This window comes from Geobacter psychrophilus, assembly GCF_056821595.1.
In genome coordinates, this window is the sequence record NZ_JBXDTU010000004.1 from 1,947,899 (window position 1) to 1,967,383 (window position 19,485).

The 19,485-nt window shown below is 51.6% G+C and carries 20 protein-coding genes, 1 tRNA gene and 1 riboswitch; of the genes, 10 read left to right on the plus strand and 11 right to left on the minus strand.

All coding sequences use genetic code 11. The features are described 5' to 3' along the window. Positions 1-29: 29 nt before the first annotated feature. Together sixA and ACOCF6_RS11405 are read right to left on the minus strand one after the other, a co-directional pair. Positions 30-542: a phosphohistidine phosphatase SixA gene (gene sixA, locus ACOCF6_RS11400; protein WP_482460500.1), complete on the minus strand. Its 513-nt coding sequence runs from the start codon at positions 540-542 to the stop codon at positions 30-32. A gap of 95 nt (positions 543-637) precedes the next feature. After that, positions 638-898: a cytochrome c3 family protein gene (locus ACOCF6_RS11405; RefSeq protein WP_482460501.1), complete on the minus strand. Its 261-nt coding sequence runs from the start codon at positions 896-898 to the stop codon at positions 638-640. Between the two features lie 78 nt (positions 899-976). Then, positions 977-1,053, minus strand: a riboswitch (cyclic di-GMP riboswitch). A 353-nt stretch (positions 1,054-1,406) separates the two neighbouring features. Here ACOCF6_RS11405 and ACOCF6_RS11410 point away from each other — a divergent pair. After that, the gene (locus ACOCF6_RS11410; protein WP_482460502.1) at positions 1,407-1,670 is read left to right on the plus strand and encodes a PilZ domain-containing protein; all 264 of its coding nucleotides are present in this window, start codon (positions 1,407-1,409) and stop codon (positions 1,668-1,670) included. A 499-nt stretch (positions 1,671-2,169) separates the two neighbouring features. Here ACOCF6_RS11410 and ACOCF6_RS11415 read toward each other — a convergent pair whose 3' ends face one another. Beyond that, positions 2,170-3,015 (minus strand): DUF6538 domain-containing protein, encoded by an 846-nt coding sequence (locus ACOCF6_RS11415; protein WP_482460503.1) that lies wholly within the window; start codon positions 3,013-3,015, stop codon positions 2,170-2,172. A gap of 93 nt (positions 3,016-3,108) precedes the next feature. Continuing rightward, positions 3,109-3,236: transfer RNA gene (locus tag ACOCF6_RS11420), tRNA-Ser, on the minus strand. Positions 3,237-3,314: 78 nt separating this feature from the next. On the opposite strand from ACOCF6_RS11420, the gene ACOCF6_RS11425 reads away from it, so the two are divergent. Next, positions 3,315-4,613: a tyrosine-type recombinase/integrase gene (locus ACOCF6_RS11425; protein WP_482460504.1), complete on the plus strand. Its 1,299-nt coding sequence runs from the start codon at positions 3,315-3,317 to the stop codon at positions 4,611-4,613. Between the two features lie 259 nt (positions 4,614-4,872). Here ACOCF6_RS11425 and ACOCF6_RS11430 read toward each other — a convergent pair whose 3' ends face one another. From ACOCF6_RS11430 to ACOCF6_RS11450, 5 genes are all read right to left on the minus strand, one after another. After that, the gene (locus ACOCF6_RS11430) at positions 4,873-6,570 is read right to left on the minus strand and encodes an acyl-CoA dehydrogenase family protein (RefSeq protein ID WP_482460505.1); all 1,698 of its coding nucleotides are present in this window, start codon (positions 6,568-6,570) and stop codon (positions 4,873-4,875) included. Positions 6,571-6,573: 3 nt separating this feature from the next. After that, positions 6,574-7,782, minus strand: coding sequence for a hypothetical protein (locus tag ACOCF6_RS11435; RefSeq protein WP_482460506.1), 1,209 nt, complete (start codon positions 7,780-7,782; stop codon positions 6,574-6,576). 81 nt (positions 7,783-7,863) lie between these two features. Continuing rightward, positions 7,864-8,946, minus strand: coding sequence for a phosphotransferase family protein (locus tag ACOCF6_RS11440; RefSeq protein WP_482460507.1), 1,083 nt, complete (start codon positions 8,944-8,946; stop codon positions 7,864-7,866). Continuing rightward, entirely contained in the window at positions 8,943-9,647 is a 705-nt protein-coding gene (locus ACOCF6_RS11445) for a TetR/AcrR family transcriptional regulator (protein ID WP_482460508.1), read from the minus strand. Before ACOCF6_RS11445 ends, ACOCF6_RS11440 begins: the two co-directional genes overlap by 4 nt. A 19-nt stretch (positions 9,648-9,666) precedes the next feature. Further along, positions 9,667-10,860, minus strand: a complete 1,194-nt coding sequence (locus ACOCF6_RS11450) for an acyl-CoA dehydrogenase family protein (protein ID WP_482460509.1) — start codon at positions 10,858-10,860, stop codon at positions 9,667-9,669. Positions 10,861-11,020: 160 nt separating this feature from the next. Here ACOCF6_RS11450 and ACOCF6_RS11455 point away from each other — a divergent pair, with 160 nt between their 5' ends. The 8 genes from ACOCF6_RS11455 to ACOCF6_RS11490 are packed head-to-tail and all read left to right on the plus strand — an operon-like array spanning position 11,021 to position 17,766. After that, positions 11,021-11,794 carry an electron transfer flavoprotein subunit beta/FixA family protein gene (locus tag ACOCF6_RS11455; protein ID WP_482460510.1) on the plus strand — a complete coding sequence of 258 codons (774 nt, stop codon included), beginning with the start codon at positions 11,021-11,023 and terminating at the stop codon, positions 11,792-11,794. A gap of 17 nt (positions 11,795-11,811) precedes the next feature. Further along, positions 11,812-12,813 carry an electron transfer flavoprotein subunit alpha/FixB family protein gene (locus ACOCF6_RS11460; protein WP_482460511.1) on the plus strand — a complete coding sequence of 334 codons (1,002 nt, stop codon included), beginning with the start codon at positions 11,812-11,814 and terminating at the stop codon, positions 12,811-12,813. An 18-nt stretch (positions 12,814-12,831) separates the two neighbouring features. Beyond that, positions 12,832-13,533: a histidine phosphatase family protein gene (locus tag ACOCF6_RS11465; protein WP_482460512.1), complete on the plus strand. Its 702-nt coding sequence runs from the start codon at positions 12,832-12,834 to the stop codon at positions 13,531-13,533. A gap of 45 nt (positions 13,534-13,578) precedes the next feature. Continuing rightward, positions 13,579-14,349, plus strand: coding sequence for an SDR family oxidoreductase (locus ACOCF6_RS11470; protein ID WP_482460513.1), 771 nt, complete (start codon positions 13,579-13,581; stop codon positions 14,347-14,349). Between the two features lie 13 nt (positions 14,350-14,362). Then, positions 14,363-15,205, plus strand: a complete 843-nt coding sequence (locus ACOCF6_RS11475; protein WP_482460514.1) for an SDR family NAD(P)-dependent oxidoreductase — start codon at positions 14,363-14,365, stop codon at positions 15,203-15,205. 19 nt (positions 15,206-15,224) lie between these two features. Beyond that, on the plus strand, positions 15,225-16,244 hold the full coding sequence (locus ACOCF6_RS11480) for an NADP-dependent oxidoreductase (RefSeq protein WP_482460515.1): 1,020 nt from the start codon (positions 15,225-15,227) through the stop codon (positions 16,242-16,244). Positions 16,245-16,289: 45 nt separating this feature from the next. Beyond that, positions 16,290-17,270: an NADPH:quinone oxidoreductase family protein gene (locus tag ACOCF6_RS11485; protein ID WP_482460516.1), complete on the plus strand. Its 981-nt coding sequence runs from the start codon at positions 16,290-16,292 to the stop codon at positions 17,268-17,270. A gap of 40 nt (positions 17,271-17,310) precedes the next feature. Further along, positions 17,311-17,766, plus strand: a complete 456-nt coding sequence (locus tag ACOCF6_RS11490; protein WP_482460517.1) for a DUF4442 domain-containing protein — start codon at positions 17,311-17,313, stop codon at positions 17,764-17,766. A gap of 25 nt (positions 17,767-17,791) precedes the next feature. Here ACOCF6_RS11490 and ACOCF6_RS11495 read toward each other — a convergent pair whose 3' ends face one another. Both ACOCF6_RS11495 and ACOCF6_RS11500 read right to left on the minus strand, forming a co-directional pair. Then, entirely contained in the window at positions 17,792-18,577 is a 786-nt protein-coding gene (locus tag ACOCF6_RS11495) for an enoyl-CoA hydratase (RefSeq protein ID WP_482460518.1), read from the minus strand. 345 nt (positions 18,578-18,922) lie between these two features. Continuing rightward, positions 18,923-19,477, minus strand: coding sequence for a chalcone isomerase family protein (locus tag ACOCF6_RS11500; RefSeq protein WP_482460519.1), 555 nt, complete (start codon positions 19,475-19,477; stop codon positions 18,923-18,925). Between the last annotated feature and the right edge of the window lie 8 nt (positions 19,478-19,485).

Genomic DNA, 19,485 nt, shown 5'->3' on the forward strand with positions numbered 1-19,485 from the left:
ACGTGACGAAATAATTTACCGTCAGGCCGCTATTGTGGGAAGGCCTTCTTAAACGACATGACCCGTTTCCTGTCGGGAGCCAGGTACCAGAGAAAACCGGCCGGCTTGTCTGCCTTTTTCGTATCAAGCTCCAACGCCACACAGGCGCCTTTTTTCAGCGGGATCAATCTGTCCTCGCAGCCGAGCAATGTCGCGACCAGCAAACCAAGCTGAGGTTCGTGTCCAACCAGCATGACGCGTTTGGCAGCACTGCATCCCTGCAGGTGCGCAACCACCGCATTGATGTCAGCCCCCGGCAGAAGCAGTTCGCTGGCGACGACCACATCTTTGCGGCAGGCCTTTTCAGCCACGATCTCGGCGGTCTGTACGGCGCGGGTCAGGGGACTGGTAATGGTCAATCGCGGTTTGGGTCCGGTCCTGGCAATTGCCGAGCTCATTTTTTCAGCCGCTGACCTGCCTTTTTCAGTCAGATAGCGCCACTCGTCCTGCAAGCTGTCGCTCTTCTCAACCGCTTCTGCGTGCCGCATAATATATACAATCATGGCGCCTCCACTTGATGGCTCATCTGTCTCGATTATAGTCCACATCAAGTGCCTGGCAACATAATATCTGATTCGATTGAGCAGCCTGCATCTGCTTACGCCACCGAATGGCAGCCACTACAATGAGTCGGCCCTTCTTTGTAAAGGTCATGGCAATCTATGCAGTTCTTGTGCGCCCACCCTTTGCCGAAATGAGAAATCTTCCCGATCTGTTTCACATGGCATACCGCACAAATGCCAACCCGATCGGACTGATGCTTGACATGGTTAAACTCCACACCTTTTCTGAGAACCAGAATATCCCCGGCAAACGCACTCGTTGTTGCCATTAACATCAGCACAAGCAATGCCTTCATGTTGGACCTCCCAAGGTTTGATTGCTGCCCGAAAAACAAAAAAACCCTTCGTTAGCTGAAGGGTTTAGTGACCCTCATTCTGGTAACCCGACTATCCATTTGCAGGACTCGCGGCTTTGCGTCCCTGGGTTACCCCAGGTTTGCCAATTGTACAAGATGAGAAGAACTTATGTGGTTATTCCGATTATTGCATATCCTGTTCCCATTATTGAAAAAAAGTATTTTCACACGACCATATACCCGCGAAATAGCATGCTGAGTCTCTATTTATAAGGGTTAGCTTAAAGTAGATTGCCGGTCCACATGATGTTCCGTCACATCTTGTTCCCGGTTTCAAGAGAATATTCCGTGATTTGACCGGATATCACTTTGTTTACCTGCTTGATGCCATCTAAAGGGACCGGGTACATTCAACCGAATGGCGGAACAGATGGTATTGAGTGGTGGTTTATAGGTGATTGAGTGTGGTATTATTCATACGTAGTGACAGAAAGACGTGGTGATACCTATGTATGATAAAAAGCGCGGCGAGGAAAGAATCGCCTTTAAAACTACCTGTATTCTGGATATCAAGGACTCAAAATATTCATGCCTGGTCGATAACATCTCTTCTGCCGGTGCATTGATTGAGGTGAACACATCAGACCAGGGTTGCATTCAGATGGGGGACGTGGGGACATTGAAAGTTTTGCTTCTCTCCCCGGTTACCTATCTATGCAAGGTTATCAGAATACACTCCAACCAGATCGGGCTCCACTTCGTTGAGCAGTAATATCCGTGATATCAAAGGAACTGACTGACGAACTGTGTGGTTAATTTACATTTCATCTGGACGTCAATTACCGTCAGAATCCAAGCTGAAATCTACGCGGTCAGGTTCATCATAAACCCACACATCATGCACCAGCAGAAAAGGGCGGACAATTTCGCCGCCCCTCTTTTGCTCAATGCCCTTCCGAATCAAGCAGCATCTGTCTATACTATTCCAACATCCCCGGGATACCGCGTAACCTGTCGACTTTTTGAGAGACTCCTCTGGCTCTATCAGGAAACATATAGAGCTCGCTGTAGATAAAATTCTGACACAGGGTTGGAGTTCAGCAATCAGAGATGAGTTGTTGGTAGGAATTCAAAGCGCATATTCCCATGCTGCGGATGAAATAGAAGATCGTAAAAATGAAATTTGCGAAGAAGCATGTTTCCAAGACGCCATGTACCGTGCTCACAAAGGTGGGTAGCCCTTAGTACTGCGGTTCCTTCCAGTACCTTGGTTATTCGTCTATAGCCTCACTTATGTAGAATGGTGGCCGCTTGGTACGTGCTTGTGTATCATAGGGATTACTGTAGTTACCCTGAAGGCGCTGCATCTCGGTGCTGTATATGTCAATTCTGGACTGCAATAGCTTCCTGATAACCTTCAGGAAATCACCTTGCGGACGCTGGAACCAATCATCTGAATTCGGATCAACCCACTCCCTAGGTGGCAACTCAACATCCAGTTTATTATCGACAACAAAAGCAAGAGCTTCTGTTCTGGTGTCCAGATCGAACTCGTTAGTTCTCAGCTCTTTTCTCAAGGTTAGCAGTAGCGAGTTGTACACGTCTATCGCAGCATCAGGCCCGTTCTGTTCAGCCAGAGACTGCTTAATTAGCACGGCCCGCGCTTTATACTCAGGAGAGACATTATCAGCCAGCAGTATGGCATCGAGGTTGTTTATTATGTTGGAGTCCGTAGAACTATCACCGAAGAGGTTGACCAGCTGAGGGAGCATCTTATTAACATCCAGACAGGCAAGTGGTCGCTTGCTGAATACCTGATGCTCTAGTACGTCCATCACTGTAGCGCCGGTATCTCTCGCACCATCAATGCCCAGCAGGTAGCTGTCTTTATATCGCTGGAGTAGTTTGTGTAGCTGAATGTCGTCAAGCATATGTGTCCTCGTGAGCATGCCAAGCTTTTCGAGTTCGAGGATGTAGACCTTTACTGCTGCCTTAGCTGTGCGTAGATCAGAAGTCAGAAGGGATTTCTTTACCTCTGTTTTACCAAGGAGGGGAACAAGATCGAAGGGAACCCGAGCGTAAAAATAGTAGATTGTGCCAACGCGTTTAAGGTACATATAAACGAAATCCTCCGAAATGTAGCCTAGTTTGTAGGCCAACACTTGGAGGATTTCGTTTTCTGTAGATAAACTACAGAGTTAAGTGGCAAATGGTCGGGATGACTAGATTCGAACTAGCGACCCCCTGCTCCCGAAGCAGGCTAAAAAGGCTTTGCAGATATTTCGAAATAGTAATATGTGTTTGTGTAATCACCTTATTTTATTGACTCTATGGCCCGTTTTCCGTAATAATTGTTTCAGGTTTTTTCGAAGCATTAATTTGATTTCGGAAGCATGCAAGGTTCCATAGAGGTTCCATGAAATTTACCGATCGTTTTCTTCAGTCCATCAAGCCACCCGAGAAAGAGTACTGCATCCGTGAAGGTCACGGGTTCACATTACGCGTCCTTCCCTCCGGTGTCAAAACATTCCAGTACATTTATACCCTGAACGGCAAGCGTCACCGCATGAACCTTGGACAATATCCTGTGACAAAGCTTGCCGATGCCCGTGAAAAGTTCCGCGCGGCAGCCATCATGGTCGGAAAAGGTATGAGCCCGCTTGAGCAGCCGGTTGCATCAGAGCCCGAAGCTGCGTTGACCATCCAGAAACTGGTGGATGATTACAAAGTGTTTGTGGAACAACACATGGCAAAATCAACAGCCCGTGAAACGGTTCGCACCCTGGACAAGCATATCATTTTGGTCTGGAAGGAACGGAATGCTCAAGAAATCCGGCGTAAGGACGCTATCAGCCTGATCGACCCGATTGCAGCGACCGCTCCCGGCCAGGCTCGTGGCGTCATGAAAATTGCCCGGGCCATGTTCAACTACGCTCTCGACCGTGAATTGGTGGAAATCAACCCCTTCACACGCCTGCCAGCTGCCGTTCCCTCCATAAAACCGGTCAGTACTTCCAGAACCTTATCCGATGAAGAGATCAAATTGGTCTGGGACACCATCCATTCCTCGACCCCGCCTGGATCGGCTGAAACACGCAGGGCATTGCTAATGATCCTGATCACCGCTCAGCGTCCTGGAGAGGTTGCAGGCATGGCCTGGAATGAAATCGATGAAAAGTGGTGGTCGATCCCGCCGGAGCGAATCAAAACCCGCAATCATCGGCAGGAAAGCCACCGGGTGTTTCTCACGCCATTTGCCTTGAGCACCATCGGCAAGAACCCCGGTTACAGCGATTATGTATTCCCCGGCCCTGCTGTCATTAATCCGGATACGCTAAAAGCGGTCTTTCCGCCACTGCAGAGAAAGGCTCTGTCACATATGGTCTGTGACGAACGGGCAGGCGGACGACCGGCAGGTGATGGTAAAAAGACCGGAGCCATGGCAGAATACTTCGGCCTGCCCCGCTGGACTCCTCATGACCTGCGGCGAACAGCGGCCACCAAGTTATCTGAGCTGGGCTGTCCGGACGAGATCATTGATGCCATCCTGAACCATGCCAAGAAGGGTGTCATCGGTATCTACAATCGCAACAAATATGACAAGGAAAAACAGGCGTGGCTTACCAAATGGGCAGCTCACCTAGAGGGTCTTGTAACAATCAAATCCGACAGTGCAGAAACAGCAGAAAGCCAGGAAGATGTTCAGCGAAAATAATTATTCTTCAGTGATCGATCATAAAATAAACTGGTTAGCTAATCAGCTGACCAGTTTATTATTTTGTGGAGCACATATGGAGCACTTTGTGTTAAAAAGTAATCTTTTTTTCATCGCACTTGATTGATTGAGGTAATCCCAAACGTCCATGGGGTGTTCGATTTGTTAGCAATCGCTCTTCTTCTGGAAGAATGAGCCGCACCTCAGGATAAACAGGGGGATGCGCCATGTGCAAGTCACCACATCATTTTAATTTCTGCTATTCCACCATATTATAAGCACCATTCAAGCTGTACACATACAACCCCAAAACCCTCTGATAGCGCTTTTCGTCAACATTCGCCTTGCGCACCAGTATCATACAGCATGCCATCTGCTGCTCCGTGCTGGATGGTTTGCTGTAAAGCTGCAGCGCAAATTTCGACAGGTCGCGCACCATGAAGTCAAAGATCTGATCAACCACATCTCCATCGATCGCCAGCAGCGCGGCGTTTTCCAGAATCAGTTGACCGTAGACCACCAAGGTGAAAATCTCACCCACCGTAAGCAGAAAGTCTATGTCCTTCTGTTGAGTCGCATCGGGTGTTGCTTTGAGCAGGAACTCGCGAAAGACGGCAATCTGCTCCTTGAAAATCTGCACATTCGGAAGTGTACAGGCATCATAGGTTGGGAGGTAGTTGTGGAACTGGATCTTGCCGAGTCCCTTTGTTGCCCCCTGATTAAACAGATAATCGTCATTGACCGGGTCGAGACGGCGCGGCACCGGGGCATACTCCGCCGGATTAAAGAAGTAGTTCTGCATGAACTTGACGATCAGCGCGATGTTGACGTGGACCGTTCCCTCCAACTTCGGGAGCGCCCTGATGTCGCGGGCTGCCGTTTCGAAATACATATCCTTCTCGAATCCCTTGGCCGCGATCACATCCCAGAGCAGGTTGATCACTTCTTCCCCCTGGGTCGTCACCTTCATCTTGACCACCGGATTATAGAGCAAATAACGGCGGTCCTCAGCCGAGGCCGAGCGAAGGTAGTCCGCAGCCCGCAGGGCAAAGAGTTTCATCGCGACCAGCCGGACATAGGCATCGACGAACATCTGTTTCACATGCGGGAAGTTGGTGACATGCATGCCGTAGAGGCTCCGAGCTGAGGCATGGTTGATCGCCTCGTAGAAGGCGTGGGTGCAGATGCCGATACTGGCCCAACCCAGATTGTATTTGCCGATGTTGACGGTATTGAGCGTCGCATTCCATGCTTCATCCCCTTTTGACAGAATGTCGGCCTCGGTCAGCGGGTAGTCGTGCAGGACGTATTCAGCCACATAGGATTGAGTCGCGGTGATGTTTTTGACCAGTTCGTATTTTTCATGTTTGCTGTTGACGACAAAAAAAGCGTAACCGCCGCCATCTGGTTCGCGCCCGAACGTCGACACCATGGCAGCTTCATTGGCGTTGCCGATGTAGTATTTATCACCCTGCGCCAGATAGCTGCCGTTACCCTGCGGAATCAGCAGCATGTCGCTGGCGTAGATATCGGCACCATGCTCTTTTTCGGACAGACCGAAGGCGAAGATCGCACCGTCATCCAGCAGTTGAGCGGCCTTGCGCTTCAACTCCTCGTTGCTGCTCATCCAGATCGGCCCGAGCCCGAGAATCGTGACCTGCCAGGTATACCAGTAGCAGAGACCGTAAAAACCGAGCAATTCGTTGAAGGCGCAGAGGCGCGAGGTATCCCAGCGGCAATCCTTATCTCCATAGCTGGCAGGAGTCAGCAGGGTTGCAAAGATCCGCTCCCGCTTGACGAAGTCGAGAAAATCGGCATACCAGACCCGGTCGAAATCATCCTGTTTGAGTTGTTTTTTTCCTTTGGCTTCAAAAAAAGCGACGGTTTTACGTAGGATCTCATTCAGAGCTGGATCGGGATGAGTCGCAGACAGCTGGTTTGGATTGAGTAGGAACATGGGCTACTCCTTAATGATCTGTATGGTTTTATTGGTCGGCTTTTCCTTAAAGAGGTTCCGCATGCTTTTCTTGAAGCCGCTGACGACAAACGGTGTCAGGCGGCGCTTTTCCTTGAGGATCTGGATGTACAGATCCTTCCGTTTCAACGGCGGCATCACTCTGTCCACAACAGGGACCATCGAGAGCGCACTCCGCTTGCAGGCGCTGACACAGGCACCGCAACCGAGACAGATGTCGTTGGCAACCACTGCAAAGCGGTCGCTAGCCTGCTTAAATGTCACCCCTTCCGGCAGACCGATAGCCTTGACGTTGCAGGCGCGGAAGCAGACACCACAACAGTTACATCGTTCCGGATCTATAACGGCGCATAAGCCGGTTTTGCCGATCCCGTTATGGTATCCCATCTGCACACCGGCGAGCAGTTCGCAGCAGCAGCTGCAGCAATTGCAGATGAATGACGGCTTGTGACGGATGTTGTCGGTAATGTGAGTCAGGTTAAATTCTCTGGCGTGGTCAAGGACCGCCAACAGTTCGTCCACGCTCTTCTCCTCGGCGAAACCGCGGCGGGACATGAAGCGGGCGGCACTTCCCAAAGAGATGCAGATGCCGTTTACCGGCGCACCTTTGCCGCAGGTTTCATCCAGATGTTCCTTCTTGTGGCGGCAGTAGCACATCCCGACCGCACCGAAACCAGCCTCACGGATGATTTCACGGGCCCGGTCATAGCTGGTGACTTCCGAGGTTACCGGGATATGCTCTTCATAGATCAGAGACCGTGTCAGCGGCGTCTTGCTGCCGAAGAATTCGCCAGCCTGGCTCTCCTCCAGATATTCCTTCATAAGCAGGGCAAGACGCTCAAGCGGCAGATCCGTCCGATTCTTCATGAAGGTGAACTCGAAGAAGCCGATCAACCCCGGCAAGAGCAGGTAATAGACCTCGCCTCCGTAGGGCATATCCATCACCAGCCCTTTGTTGGCCATCCGGTCGAGCAGCGGCAGCAGCTCCCCGGCCGGGATCTTCGTCAGCCGCACCAGTTCCGGCAGGGTCGCTTCTTCAAGCGGAAAGCGCGAAGCAACGTAGGCCTCGCGCTCGTCAAAAAGGAGCGTCAGGATCTCGCGCAGCTTATCGCTGTCCACGAGACCGATCGGATATTTGTTCAGCCGGTCGATCAGCGGCACGATGCTGCTTTTGGAACCAAGATTGTGTCCCATGTGTCTCTCCTGTTCAGGGAATGCGAAGTGCAACGGCCATTGCTTTGCAAATCTGTAACTTCCGGCGTTTCACCAGCAAAACTACAGAGCTGATTTTCCGATAACCTGCAGGGCTGTCTGCTCCAACACTTTCACCGCTCCTATTAACGATTTGAAACGGGCGTCCCTGGTCTGTCCGTGGTAATATCGGTAGTAGATCTGTTGGGCGATCGCTGCGAGACGAAACAGCCCGAACGTATAATAATAGTCGTAATTATCAATTTTGATTCCCATTTTTTCCGCATACAGCGCAACCTGCTCATCTCTGGTCAACATACCGTCCAGATTTGTCGGCATCATGCGGATGGCCTGTAACCCCGGCGGATCATCCTTTTCTATCCAATACGCTAAAGACGAGCCAAGATCCATGAGAGGGTCGCCGATCGTAGTCATTTCCCAATCAAGAACACCGATAATTTCGGTTGGATGTTCCGGGTCCAGCACCACATTGTCAAAACGATAATCATTATGGATTACTGCCGCCACCGGGGAATCCAACGGCATTTTGTCCTGAAGCCAACGGATAACCGTCTCGAATCCTGATGCATCATCGGTTTTTGCATCAACATATCGCCTGCTCCACCCTTCCACCTGCCTCGTGACATAGCCTTGTGCCTTGCCCAGATCGTCAAGGCCTGCCTGGACGTAATCTATCGAATGCAGTCTGCATAATACCGACACGAGGTTTTCGCTCAAGGTCCGCGCCTGCTCTGCTGTATAGCTAATCTCCGCAGGAAGATTTTTCCGCAAAATAATCCCTTTGATTCGCTCCATAAGATAAAAGGGAGCACCAATGATGTTTTCATCCTCGGAGTAAACCAGCGGTTCTGGACAATAGGGAAACACCGGTTTCAACGAGCGTAATACCCGGTATTCACGCGCCATATCATGGGCTGTCTTAGCCTTTTTACCGAAGGGAGGACGGCGGAGAATCAGTTCACGCTCGCCAATTTTCACCAGATAGGTCAGATTGGAAAATCCGCCCGGAAACTGCCGTACTGTTATTTCGCCAGTGATTTCTGGGAATGATGAGGTGACAAATGCCTGTACCCGTGCTGCGTCCAGCTCTTCACCGGCGCGAATCGTTACCGGTTCGTCCAGGGTTTTATTTTGTTCTGACGTCATACCGATGCCCCCTTTTTCGATAAAATTACGGCTTCTATACTCTCCATAATAAAGGCGAGATACTGTTCAATTGATATTTTCCGTTTCGCATATTTCCACCGTTTCAGGTACCAGTCCTGTAACAGTGCTTTAATAAGCGCCGCAGTCAGCACGGTATCCCTTATGGTATAAATTCCGGCCGATCTCCCCTCTTCCAGGATGTCGACGATAACCTGCTCAGTAAACAGTTCACTTTCGGTCGGTATTTTCCGGTCTTCGTGTTTCAGATTCTTTGTTTCCATAAAAAAGAAATTAAACCACAGTTGCAAAACTTCACTCAGATAGAGATGGGTCCGTACAATATTCCGCAGCTTTTCATGGGCATCAGCCTTGTCTGCAACAGTTTCCGTCAGAATAGTTTTAACCGTTTGCATGCCGTAGGAATGAATAATTCGTAACAGGTCATCCTTGCTGCTGAAGTAGGCATACAGTGCCCCCATGCTGAGTCCCGATTCTCTGCTCAGATCCCGCAGACTCATAGTCTGAAATCCGATTTCACTACTCAACTTCAATGTGGTATTCAGAATAGTTACGAGATTTTTTACCACTACCGCTTCTTTTTTGATCTTAAGGGAACCCTGACTGTTGTTGAAAAAATCTCGGCAGATTGTTTCAACCGAAAGCTGGTTTTCTTTTTTGAATCGTTCAAAATCAGTAGTCATTACCGCCTCACCTGTTCCTTCAGACATATCGCTTGAGATACCGTTTCGCCAGCGAGGTTTTATGCACCTCGTCAGCTCCGTCATAAATCCTTGCTGCCCGTTCGTGGCGGAAGAAATACGCCAGCACCGTATCATCCGTCATGCCGAGGCCGCCATGTACCTGAAGCGCACGGTCGACGACATTCTGCATGGTATTTGCCACGAGGTATTTTATCATACTTACATCGTCCCTCGCTTCTTTTGCACCTACAGTATCGATTCTCCAGGCGGCGTAGAGGGTTGTGAGACGAGCCGCCTGAATCTCTGCGGCCGATTCAGCAACCCAGGCCTGAATGATCTGCTTTGACGCCAGCGTTTTACCATCCGGAGAGATAACCCTGCTGTTGGCCCGAGCGCACATGAGGTCAAAGGCCCGACTGCAGATTCCAAGCCAGCGCATACAGTGATGAATCCTGCCCGGTCCGAGCCGGTCCTGGGCCAGAACGAAACCCATGCCTTCCTTGCCAAGCAGATTTTTTTGCGGCACCCGGCACGACTGGAGGAGAACTTCCCCGTGACTGGCGTAATCGCTCCCCTCATGTCCCATGACCGGGATGTTCCGCACCAGATTGAAGCCGGGGGTGTCGGTCGGCACGATGATCATGCTGGCCCGGAGATGCACCGGTGCGTCCGGGTTGGTTACCGCCATGACAATACAGAACTGCGAACCGTCAGCACCGGTCGTATACCACTTATGACCGTTGATGATGTAGTCGCCCCCATCTTTGACTGCGGTCGTGGCTATCATTACCGGATTCGACCCTGGGCTATCCACCTCGGTCATGCCGAAACAGCTCCGGATATCACCCTGGGCGAGCGGTTCAAGATAGGTGTGATGCTGTTCTTCACTTCCATGGAGATGTAGTATCTCGATGTTGCCGGCATCAGGCGCCTGGCAGCCAAAAATGTAATGGCCGAGAGGCGTTCGCCCGAGCGCCTCGGAAACAAGTCCATGCTCAAGCATGGAAAGCCCCATCCCCCCCAGTTCCACCGGGTTGTTCGGACCCCACAGCTCCATCTGTTTTACCATCTGCCGCTTTTCGTGAAGAACGGGAAGCATCTCCCTGAAATCAGATGAAATAAATTCATGTTCGAGTGGTATCAGCTCCTTATCAACAAATTCGTTGATCATTCTCAGAATTGTTTTCATTTTGTCCGATATTACAAAATCCATCTCAAACCTCCTTGGCGTATTTTCTTCATTATATGCCTACTGTACTTATGCCTAATTCTACTGTCAATTAAAAAAACGAGCGAGCGCTCGCTTTTTTAATTGACTCTACCGGTCGTTTTTGCGAACATGGCTAAGCACACTTATTCTTGACAGGCGCCCCATGAAGATTCTCGTTTGCATCAAACAGGTCATAGACAGCAATTCGACACTGTACCCCTCTCCTCAAGCCGACTGGCTCCTGGAGGACAGCGACACTTCATACCGAATGAACAGCTATGACGAGTATGCCCTTGAAGAGGCCCTGCTTCTCAAGGAGAGAATTCCGGGCACAGTGATCCATGTTATCTCCGTAGGGCCGGAACGGGTCACTCAGATCATCAGGCGGGCGTTCTCCAAAGGTGCAGATTACGGTGTTCACATACATAGCGACAAAACACCGCTGTCAGCGTTGGAAACAGCTTCATGCATCGCCTGCTATGCCGTCGAAAACGCCTTTGATCTGATCCTCACCGGGGTCATGTCCGAGGATGCCATGCAGTGTCAAGTCGGGCCGCTACTGGCGGCACTGCTTTCCCTGCCGTGCGCGGTGTCGGTAGTTGCTGCCAGCCTGGCGGCAGGAGATAAATGCGTGACAGTGCATTCAGAACTGGAGGGGATGATGACGGAGAAGATCATTGTGTCGCTCCCCGCTGTTCTGACGATACAAACCGGGGGGAGCAGGCCGCGCTACCCTTCTCTATCCAATATCCTGCGGGCAAAAGAAAAGGTGATTGTCTCCCTGGAAGCGGAAGGGATTTCAGCAGTTGACCCGCGCGAAGAGTTCCTGCCGCTTGCATACCCGGCAGTTTCGGCCAAAGGTGTCGTCCTGGCGGGAACAAGAGAAGAAAAGGCCGAACAGCTACTAAATATTCTCCATGAAAGATCGTTACTGTGAACATCGGGAAGGACGCAATGAGTATGAAGTACGATACATTGCTGGTACTTGACACTATCGAAAACCGGCTGAGCGTTCAAAGCCTCGAACTGATCGCCTTTGCCGAGGCCTTCAACGGTGGCGACAATTCCCGCACAGTGCTGTTTCTTCCGGGCAGAGACGTCGAATGGCTTGGCAATGTACTCGCACAAAGGTACGGCCTGGCTGTTGTCGTCTGCGAACATGAGCATCTTTATTACCCAAATCCCGAATTGATGCGGCAGATGCTCCTGGGAACGATGGCCGAATTCGGTCCGAAGCTCATCTGTTTCCTCCATACAATGCAAAATTGCCAGACAGCTTCATCACTTTCAGTTGCGCTCGGTGCTACCTGCATAACTGCCGTGGAATCTTACATAGCTGCAGACGAGGACACAACCTTCCAGCGCAGGATTGCCAATGGAAAGTTCATTCAGAGCGTCCGGCCAACCACACATCATACAATTCTGACCATTCTTTCCGGATCATTTTGTGTGCCGGAGGAGCTGCGGGACGCGGCAGGACGCAACGTTTCACTCTTCCGGAGGTGCTATTCATGCACGACTGCTGCCTATATTCCGACTGAGGTCCGCAGGGAAACGGAGAGTGGCGCCAAACTCGAAGATGCGGATGTGGTCATTGCGGCAGGGAGGGGAATCGGCAAGAGAGAACATCTTTCCCTGCTGGAAGATGTTGCCCGCCTGTTTTCCAATGCCGCCATCGGTGCGTCCAGACCTCTCTGCGATGTGAAGTGGCTACCGTACTCCCGCCAGATCGGCGTATCCGGTAAGACTGTTACACCGAAGCTCTACATGGCGTGCGGCATTTCAGGTTCGCAGCAGCATCTGTCAGGGATGAAAGGGGCAGACTGTATTGTGGCAATCAATAGCGATCCGCATGCGGCAATTTTTTCAGCAGCGGACTATATCGTCATTGACGACCTGCACGCCTTTCTGCCTCTACTGGCAAGGAAATATCACGAAAGGATCAGCCATGAATAACGCAACAGCGAGGCAAACATGGGGGTAATATATCTCGTCCGACATGGCCAGGCCAGTTTTGGCGCAGACGATTATGATCAGCTCTCGCCCTTGGGACAGGTACAGGCCGGACATCTCGGGAAATGGATCAACGATTGCGGACTGAGCGTCGCAGCCATTGCCACGGGGACGCAGAAGCGCCACCGGCAAAGCGCCGCAGCTTGCAGCATGCTCTGCTCCACTCCGGCAGAGGAAAACTGGCAGGCGGATGCCGGTTTTAACGAATTTGACCACCACGAAGTTCTCGTTCGCCATCGGCCGGAATTCGCTGCACCCCAGGCTCTGAAACAATTTCTGGCCCAAGCCGGCAATCCTCGCCGGGAGTTCCAACAGATTTTCTCCCAGGCCGTCGCCCGCTGGATCAGCGGCCGGCACGACACAGATTACGCCGAATCCTTTGCCGCCTTCCGCGAACGGGTGACGACGGCACTCAAGCGGCTGATTGAGGCGACTGACACAGGGCAAGATGCCTGGATCTTCACCTCCGGCGGATCGATTACGGCAATTGTCCAGGGGCTGCTTGCCATTCCGGACGAACGAATTTTCGAACTGAACTGGACGCTGGTAAACACCGGTATAACCAAACTATTGCACCAGCCGGGGCGGATCAGCCTGAGCTACGTCAACAACCACGCGCACCTGGAGCGGTTGAAGCAACCGGAACTGATCACCTATCGCTGAGTTCCAGACACCAACAATCTGAAGCAACAAAAACAGGAGGCTTCCATGAGTACAACACATCCCTTTGACTTGAACGGCAAAATTGCGGTAGTTACCGGCGCCAGCCGGGGTATCGGTGAATCAATTGCCAAACTTCTCGCCACCCACGGCGCCCACGTCGTTGTTTCCAGCCGCAAGGCGGAAGATTGCCGCACGGTGGCTGATGCGATCATTGCGGCGGGCGGTACCGCTTCAGTAATCCCGTGCCACATCGGTGAACTGGAGCAGATTGATGCTCTTTTCGCCCAGGTTACCAGCCAGTACGGTCGACTCGACATCCTGGTAAACAATGCTGCAGCAAATCCATACTTCGGCCCAATCGTCGAGACCGATGCTGCTGCTTTCCAGAAGACCGTCGATGTCAACATCCGCGGGTATTTCTTCATGTGTTCGAACGGCGCCAGGCTGATGACCAAAAACGGCGGTGGATCAATCATTAACGTGGCCTCGGTCAATGGTGTCATACCCGGCCCAATGCAGGGAATATATTCCATCACCAAGGCGGCGGTCATCTCCATGACCAAGGCATTTGCCAAGGAGTGCGCACCGGACGGGGTGCGGGTCAACGCACTGTTGCCGGGAGCCACTGACACCAAATTTGCCGCCACCCTGGTGAAGAATCCGGTCATTCTCAAACAGGCACTGCAACATATTCCGATGAACCGGGTCGCCCAACCGGACGAAATGGCGGGTGCAGTTCTCTATCTGGCATCATCAGCGGCGAGTTACACAACCGGCAGCTGCATCCCGGTTGATGGCGGCTATCTACTTGCATAATAAGGAGAATACAATGCAAAATCTGCACAACAAAGTCGCCGTCATCACCGGCGCTGCCGATGGAATCGGCAAGGCCATCACCATGAAAGCTTCGGCAGAGGGGATGAAACTGGTACTGGCAGATATCGATACAGGCAAACTGGACCGGCTCGTCAACGAACTGACCGCTGGCGGAACTGCCGCCGTAGGCCTTAAAGTGGACGTTTCACAGGCAGACCAGGTCGAAGCTCTGGCTTCACTCGCTTTTGACACTTTCGGTGACGTCCACCTGCTCGTCAATAACGCAGGTGTAGCCATGGCTAAAAATGCCTGGGAAACGACACAGAATGACTGGGAGTGGGTAATGGGGGTCAACCTCTACGGGGTCACCAACGGCCTGCGTTCCTTCATCCCACGAATGCTGGAAAAGGGAGAGGAAGGGCATGTCATCAACACCGCTTCAATTGCCGGGATGTTGTCGGAGCCGTCCATGGCAGCCTACAACGTCAGCAAATTCGGGGTCGTGACCCTGTCGGAAGGACTGCATCACGACCTGACTCTGCGACAGGCCAAAATCAAGGTCTCGGTGCTATGCCCCGCCTGGGTCAAGACGCGCATTGCCGAAGCGGAGCGTCATCGCCCTGCCGATGAGAGGATCAATCTGGCAAAGCTCGACAAGGTGACGGCAGAGACCGGCATGTCCATGTTCAAGGCGGTACAGGCCGGCATGGAGCCGGGAGAGATTGCCGAAGCCGTGTTTGCAGCGATTCGGGACGAGAAGTTCTACATCATTACCCACCCGCAGACCAAGGCTGGTATCCGCACCAGGATGGACGACATCCTGCTGGATCGGCAACCAACGCTGCTACCAATTTAATAAACGAGGAGGCCAATTCATGTCCATCACCAACCGCCAATGGCTGCTTGCAGCCCGCCCCGAGGGTATGATTAGACCTTCGGATTTCACACTGGCAGTCGAGCACATTCCGGCTCTGGCTGACAACCAATTGCTGATCCGCATTGTCTATTTGTCTCTTGACCCCGCAATGCGCGGTTGGCTGATTGATCGTCCCTCGTACATTCCACCTGTTAAAATCGGCGAAACCATGCGCGGCTTGGCAATAGGCATTGTAGAAGAGTCTAAAAATGCCAAATTCGCCGTCGGCGACACAGTCCAGGGGATGCTGGGATGGCAGGAATACTTTGTATCCAGTGGTGACGGGATCACTCTTTTGCCGCCCAGCCCATTACCTCTCACCGCCAATCTGGGGCTTTTCGGGCTGGCGGGAATGACATCATATTTTGGCCTTCTGGAGATCGGTCAACCGAAGGAGGGCGAAACGTTGCTTGTATCGGGCGCCGCCGGATCAGTCGGTTCACTGGTGGGTCAAATCGGCAAAATCAAGGGTCTCCGCGTAGTCGGCATTGCCGGCTCCGCAGCCAAATGTGAGTGGCTGGTCAAGGAACTCGGTTTTGACGCCGCCATTAACCATACCAGCGGAGATCTACGCAAACAGCTGAAAGAAGCCTGCCCGCAAGGGGTCGACATCTACTTCGATAACGTCGGCGGCGACATCCTCGACACCACATTATCAGTAATGAACACCTTTGGGAGGGTGGTGGTCTGTGGCCTCATTTCTCAGTACAACGCTACAGAACCAGTGCCGGGACCATACAACTTTGCCATGGTAATATCAAAAAGACTAAAGATCCAGGGCTTCATCGCCACAGATTTTGGCAAGCGGGTAAAAGAAATGATCGGTGATTTTTCTAACTGGTACCGGGAAGGCAAGCTCACCTACCGCATCGACCTGGTACAGGGATTGGAAGAAGCGCCCATTGCGATCAACCGCCTATTCAATGGCACAAATAAAGGAAAACTCATAGTTCAGATTTCACCAGCTCCGGGAGAATAAGCGCTGGTCAGTCAGACATAACCGAAATTTCAAGGAGACAAACCAATGAAAGCCGTTCTCTGTAAATCTCACGGCCTTCCAGACACCCTCATGATCGAGGAGATCCCTTCGCCGCAACCGGGACCGAAAGAGGTATTGATCCGCGTTAAAGCATGCGGTGTTAATTTCCCCGATACTCTCATCATTCAGGGAAACTACCAGTTCAAGCCGGAGATGCCATTCTCGCCCGGAAGCGAACTGGCCGGCATCGTAACGGAGATAGGCGCTCAGGTCAGCCATGTGAAGCCGGGAGACCATGTCATTGCATTCACCGGCTGGGGTGGGTTTGCGGAAGAAGTGGTGACCGATGCCTACAAGGTCATCCCTATCCCTCCGGCACTCGACTTCACCATAGCCGCCTCGTTCGCCATGGCCTACGGCACCTCGTACCATGCACTCAACGACCGTGCCCAACTAAAGGCCGGTGAAACCCTGCTGGTCCTCGGCGCTGCCGGCGGTGTAGGCCTTGCGGCGGTCGAGATTGCCAAAATCATGGGAGCACGTGTCATTGCAGCGGCCTCAATTGATGTCAAACTGGATGTCTGCCGCAGCCATGGTGCCGACGAACTGATCAATTACCAGCATGATGACTGGCGTGACCAGATCAAGAAACTTACCGACAGCAAAGGGGTTGATGTCGTCTATGACCCGGTAGGCGGCGATTTTGCCGAACCGGCACTCAGACTTATGGCCTGGAATGGCCGTTACCTGGCTGTCGGCTTCGCTGCCGGCTCCATTCCAAAAGTCCCACTAAACCTGCCGCTTCTCAAAGGCTGCTCCATCTTCGGAGTCTTCTGGGGAGAGTTCGCTATGCGTCAGAAGCGGGAGAATCAGGCGAACATGCAACAGCTTTTTGCCTGGCTCATGGAGGGAAAACTAAAACCACACATATCGGCAGTATATCCGTTGGAGAATGCATCAGATGCGTTAAACGCACTGATGGCACGCCAGACAACCGGCAAGGTGGTGCTGGTGACTGGACAATGAACCACCACGCCTATGGCAAAGGGTGCCGGAGAAAAAATCAATGAAGATCTCACCATGGCTTGCCAAGTTTGCAATGAATATTTTCCCACCTTTTCTAGGCGCCGGCGTAAAAATCACGTATATACGAGAGGACTGGCGCGAGCTGCACGTTGCCATGCGCTTGAGTTGGTACAACAGAAATGCTGCTGGCACTCATTTTGGAGGGAGCCTGTATGCAATGACCGACCCGCACCTGATGCTGTTGCTGATGCAGCTGCTCGGCAAGGAGTATGTCATCTGGGACAAAGCGGCGACTATCGACTTCGTTAAACCGGGCAGGGGAACGGTGAAGGCAATCTTCACGATAAGCGAAGAAGAGCTGGCTGTCATCAGGGAGAGGATCGCCGACGGGAACAAGTATCTGCCGGAGTTTACCGTTAAGATAATAGATGAGCAGGGAGATCTGGTGGCTAACGTAAAGAAGGTGCTCTATATCAGGAGAAAAAGGCCCGACTAAGATCAGTCGGGCCGGGTTACCGTAACTACTCAAATTTCGTAAAATCCGGCTTGCGCCGCTCCATGAATGCCTGCAACGCCTCACGGGCTTCAGGAGAGTTAAGCCGCTCCAAAAAGCAGCGTATTTCAAACATCATAGTTTCCTGGATCTTCCCGGCATTCCCCCTTTTAAGGAGTGATTTGGTCAGGCGAACCGCAGCAGCAGGTTGCGCCGCCAGCTGAAGAGCCTTGGCTCGCGAGGTTTGAAGGAGATCCGCCTGCGGTAGCACCGCTGTGACAATTCCAAGCTGCTCGGCTCGTGGGGCTGTAAACAATTCACCGAGCAACAACAATTCAGAAGCACGCTGATGCCCCATCAACTGCGGCAGCAGCAGGGTCGATCCCGCTTCGGGACATAGCCCTAGAGCGACAAACGGCATCTGAAAAACTGCCGTATCGGCGGCATACACCAGATCGCAATGCAGCAGCAGGGTCGTTCCAACCCCTACGGCAGAGCCGCTGACAGCGGCAATGATCGGTTTTACCGCCAGTGTGATGGCATTTAGAAAGCGGAGAACCGGGCTGTCCGGCCCGCTCGGCGGAAAGTTGACAAAATCGGCGATATCATTGCCGCTGGTAAAACAGTCATCGCAACCGCAGAGCAGAACAACCCGAATAGCCGGATCTTCATCGGCACGCTCCAGTGCATCTGCAAGAGCTCCATACATGGCAACATTCAGTGCATTCTTTTTCTCTGGACGATTTATTTTTACGGTTAAAACCCCATCCTGAAGGTCTGTTTGAATCAGATCGTTTGCGCTGGCACTGCTCATTAATTATTCTCCTCTATATTACATCTCAGGCTAATTTACTGATGCATTCAGGCATTGGAATGGTGACTTTCTTCACATTATCGAAGCAGACCACTGTTGTGCGGGCAGTTGCATAGGTTTTCTTTGCGCCGTCGTGGAGCCAATATTCTAAATTAAAGTGGATGAACCAATTCTGGCCAGTACGAACCGATTCAAGATTGGTAAAACAGACAACACTGTTCACATATTCGTAGATATTGATGTCAGTTGACGGATCTCTATGGGTATTGATAAAGTTTGTGCCATAGAAAAAAAAACTGAAGTTTCTTACGACTTGATTCGTTAAACGCAAAGTACTTTTTGTGATTATTTACCTAACATCCCTTTTTTCAATGAGTCGTCAGCCGGTTTTTCGCCCAGATAGATGGCAAGAACCCCTTTCGCCAGCTTGGTAGATGCCACTGTTCCCAATGTCTTGCCGTTGTGGCTTGCCGTTACGCTGCCATCTGCGGAAAGTGCCAGGTCAACAACATCCCCTTTAATAAAATCTGCCGTAAAAAGAGCCAAAAACCTCTTGACTTCGGGAGAAGCGATGAGGTCCGGTGAATTGTTGGCAAAACCCTCTCTGAAGGCTTCAGTGATTTTTTCTTTATCAACTTTTGAGTGAAGGAAATTCATCCTGATCAGTTTATCTCCGCCGTCACTCAGTGCAGCCGCCGCACTGGAAAGCTGCCTGGCTGAATAGAGTGACCCGATATAAATCTTCAAGAATAATTTTTTTCTGATGCCAGCCCCGTTCAATTTCAGTTGCTGACTATTTACGATCACGGTCTGGTCCAGCTTTACTCCGGCTACTTCCAGAGCGAAAGACGGAGTGGCAAAAAAGGCTGTCATAATAATTGCTGCGAATATATTTCTCATAATAATTC

Bases quoted from the DNA above. Each gene is read 5' to 3' on its own strand.
- ACOCF6_RS11460 (WP_482460511.1), top strand. From the start codon at position 11,812: ATGAGTATGAAGTACGATACATTGCTGGTACTTGACACTATCGAAAAC.
- ACOCF6_RS11485 (WP_482460516.1), top strand. From the start codon at position 16,290: ATGAAAGCCGTTCTCTGTAAATCTCACGGCCTTCCAGACACCCTCATG.
- ACOCF6_RS11405 (WP_482460501.1), bottom strand. From the start codon at position 898: ATGAAGGCATTGCTTGTGCTGATGTTAATGGCAACAACGAGTGCGTTT.
- ACOCF6_RS11440 (WP_482460507.1), bottom strand. From the start codon at position 8,946: ATGACGTCAGAACAAAATAAAACCCTGGACGAACCGGTAACGATTCGC.
- ACOCF6_RS11470 (WP_482460513.1), top strand. From the start codon at position 13,579: ATGAGTACAACACATCCCTTTGACTTGAACGGCAAAATTGCGGTAGTT.
- ACOCF6_RS11430 (WP_482460505.1), bottom strand. From the start codon at position 6,570: ATGTTCCTACTCAATCCAAACCAGCTGTCTGCGACTCATCCCGATCCA.
- ACOCF6_RS11465 (WP_482460512.1), top strand. From the start codon at position 12,832: ATGGGGGTAATATATCTCGTCCGACATGGCCAGGCCAGTTTTGGCGCA.
- ACOCF6_RS11410 (WP_482460502.1), top strand. From the start codon at position 1,407: ATGTATGATAAAAAGCGCGGCGAGGAAAGAATCGCCTTTAAAACTACC.
- ACOCF6_RS11415 (WP_482460503.1), bottom strand. From the start codon at position 3,015: ATGTACCTTAAACGCGTTGGCACAATCTACTATTTTTACGCTCGGGTT.
- ACOCF6_RS11445 (WP_482460508.1), bottom strand. From the start codon at position 9,647: ATGACTACTGATTTTGAACGATTCAAAAAAGAAAACCAGCTTTCGGTT.
- ACOCF6_RS11480 (WP_482460515.1), top strand. From the start codon at position 15,225: ATGTCCATCACCAACCGCCAATGGCTGCTTGCAGCCCGCCCCGAGGGT.
- ACOCF6_RS11450 (WP_482460509.1), bottom strand. From the start codon at position 10,860: ATGGATTTTGTAATATCGGACAAAATGAAAACAATTCTGAGAATGATC.
- ACOCF6_RS11490 (WP_482460517.1), top strand. From the start codon at position 17,311: ATGAAGATCTCACCATGGCTTGCCAAGTTTGCAATGAATATTTTCCCA.
- ACOCF6_RS11455 (WP_482460510.1), top strand. From the start codon at position 11,021: ATGAAGATTCTCGTTTGCATCAAACAGGTCATAGACAGCAATTCGACA.
- sixA (WP_482460500.1), bottom strand. From the start codon at position 542: ATGATTGTATATATTATGCGGCACGCAGAAGCGGTTGAGAAGAGCGAC.
- ACOCF6_RS11425 (WP_482460504.1), top strand. From the start codon at position 3,315: ATGAAATTTACCGATCGTTTTCTTCAGTCCATCAAGCCACCCGAGAAA.
- ACOCF6_RS11495 (WP_482460518.1), bottom strand. From the start codon at position 18,577: ATGAGCAGTGCCAGCGCAAACGATCTGATTCAAACAGACCTTCAGGAT.
- ACOCF6_RS11475 (WP_482460514.1), top strand. From the start codon at position 14,363: ATGCAAAATCTGCACAACAAAGTCGCCGTCATCACCGGCGCTGCCGAT.
- ACOCF6_RS11500 (WP_482460519.1), bottom strand. From the start codon at position 19,477: ATGAGAAATATATTCGCAGCAATTATTATGACAGCCTTTTTTGCCACT.
- ACOCF6_RS11435 (WP_482460506.1), bottom strand. From the start codon at position 7,782: ATGGGACACAATCTTGGTTCCAAAAGCAGCATCGTGCCGCTGATCGAC.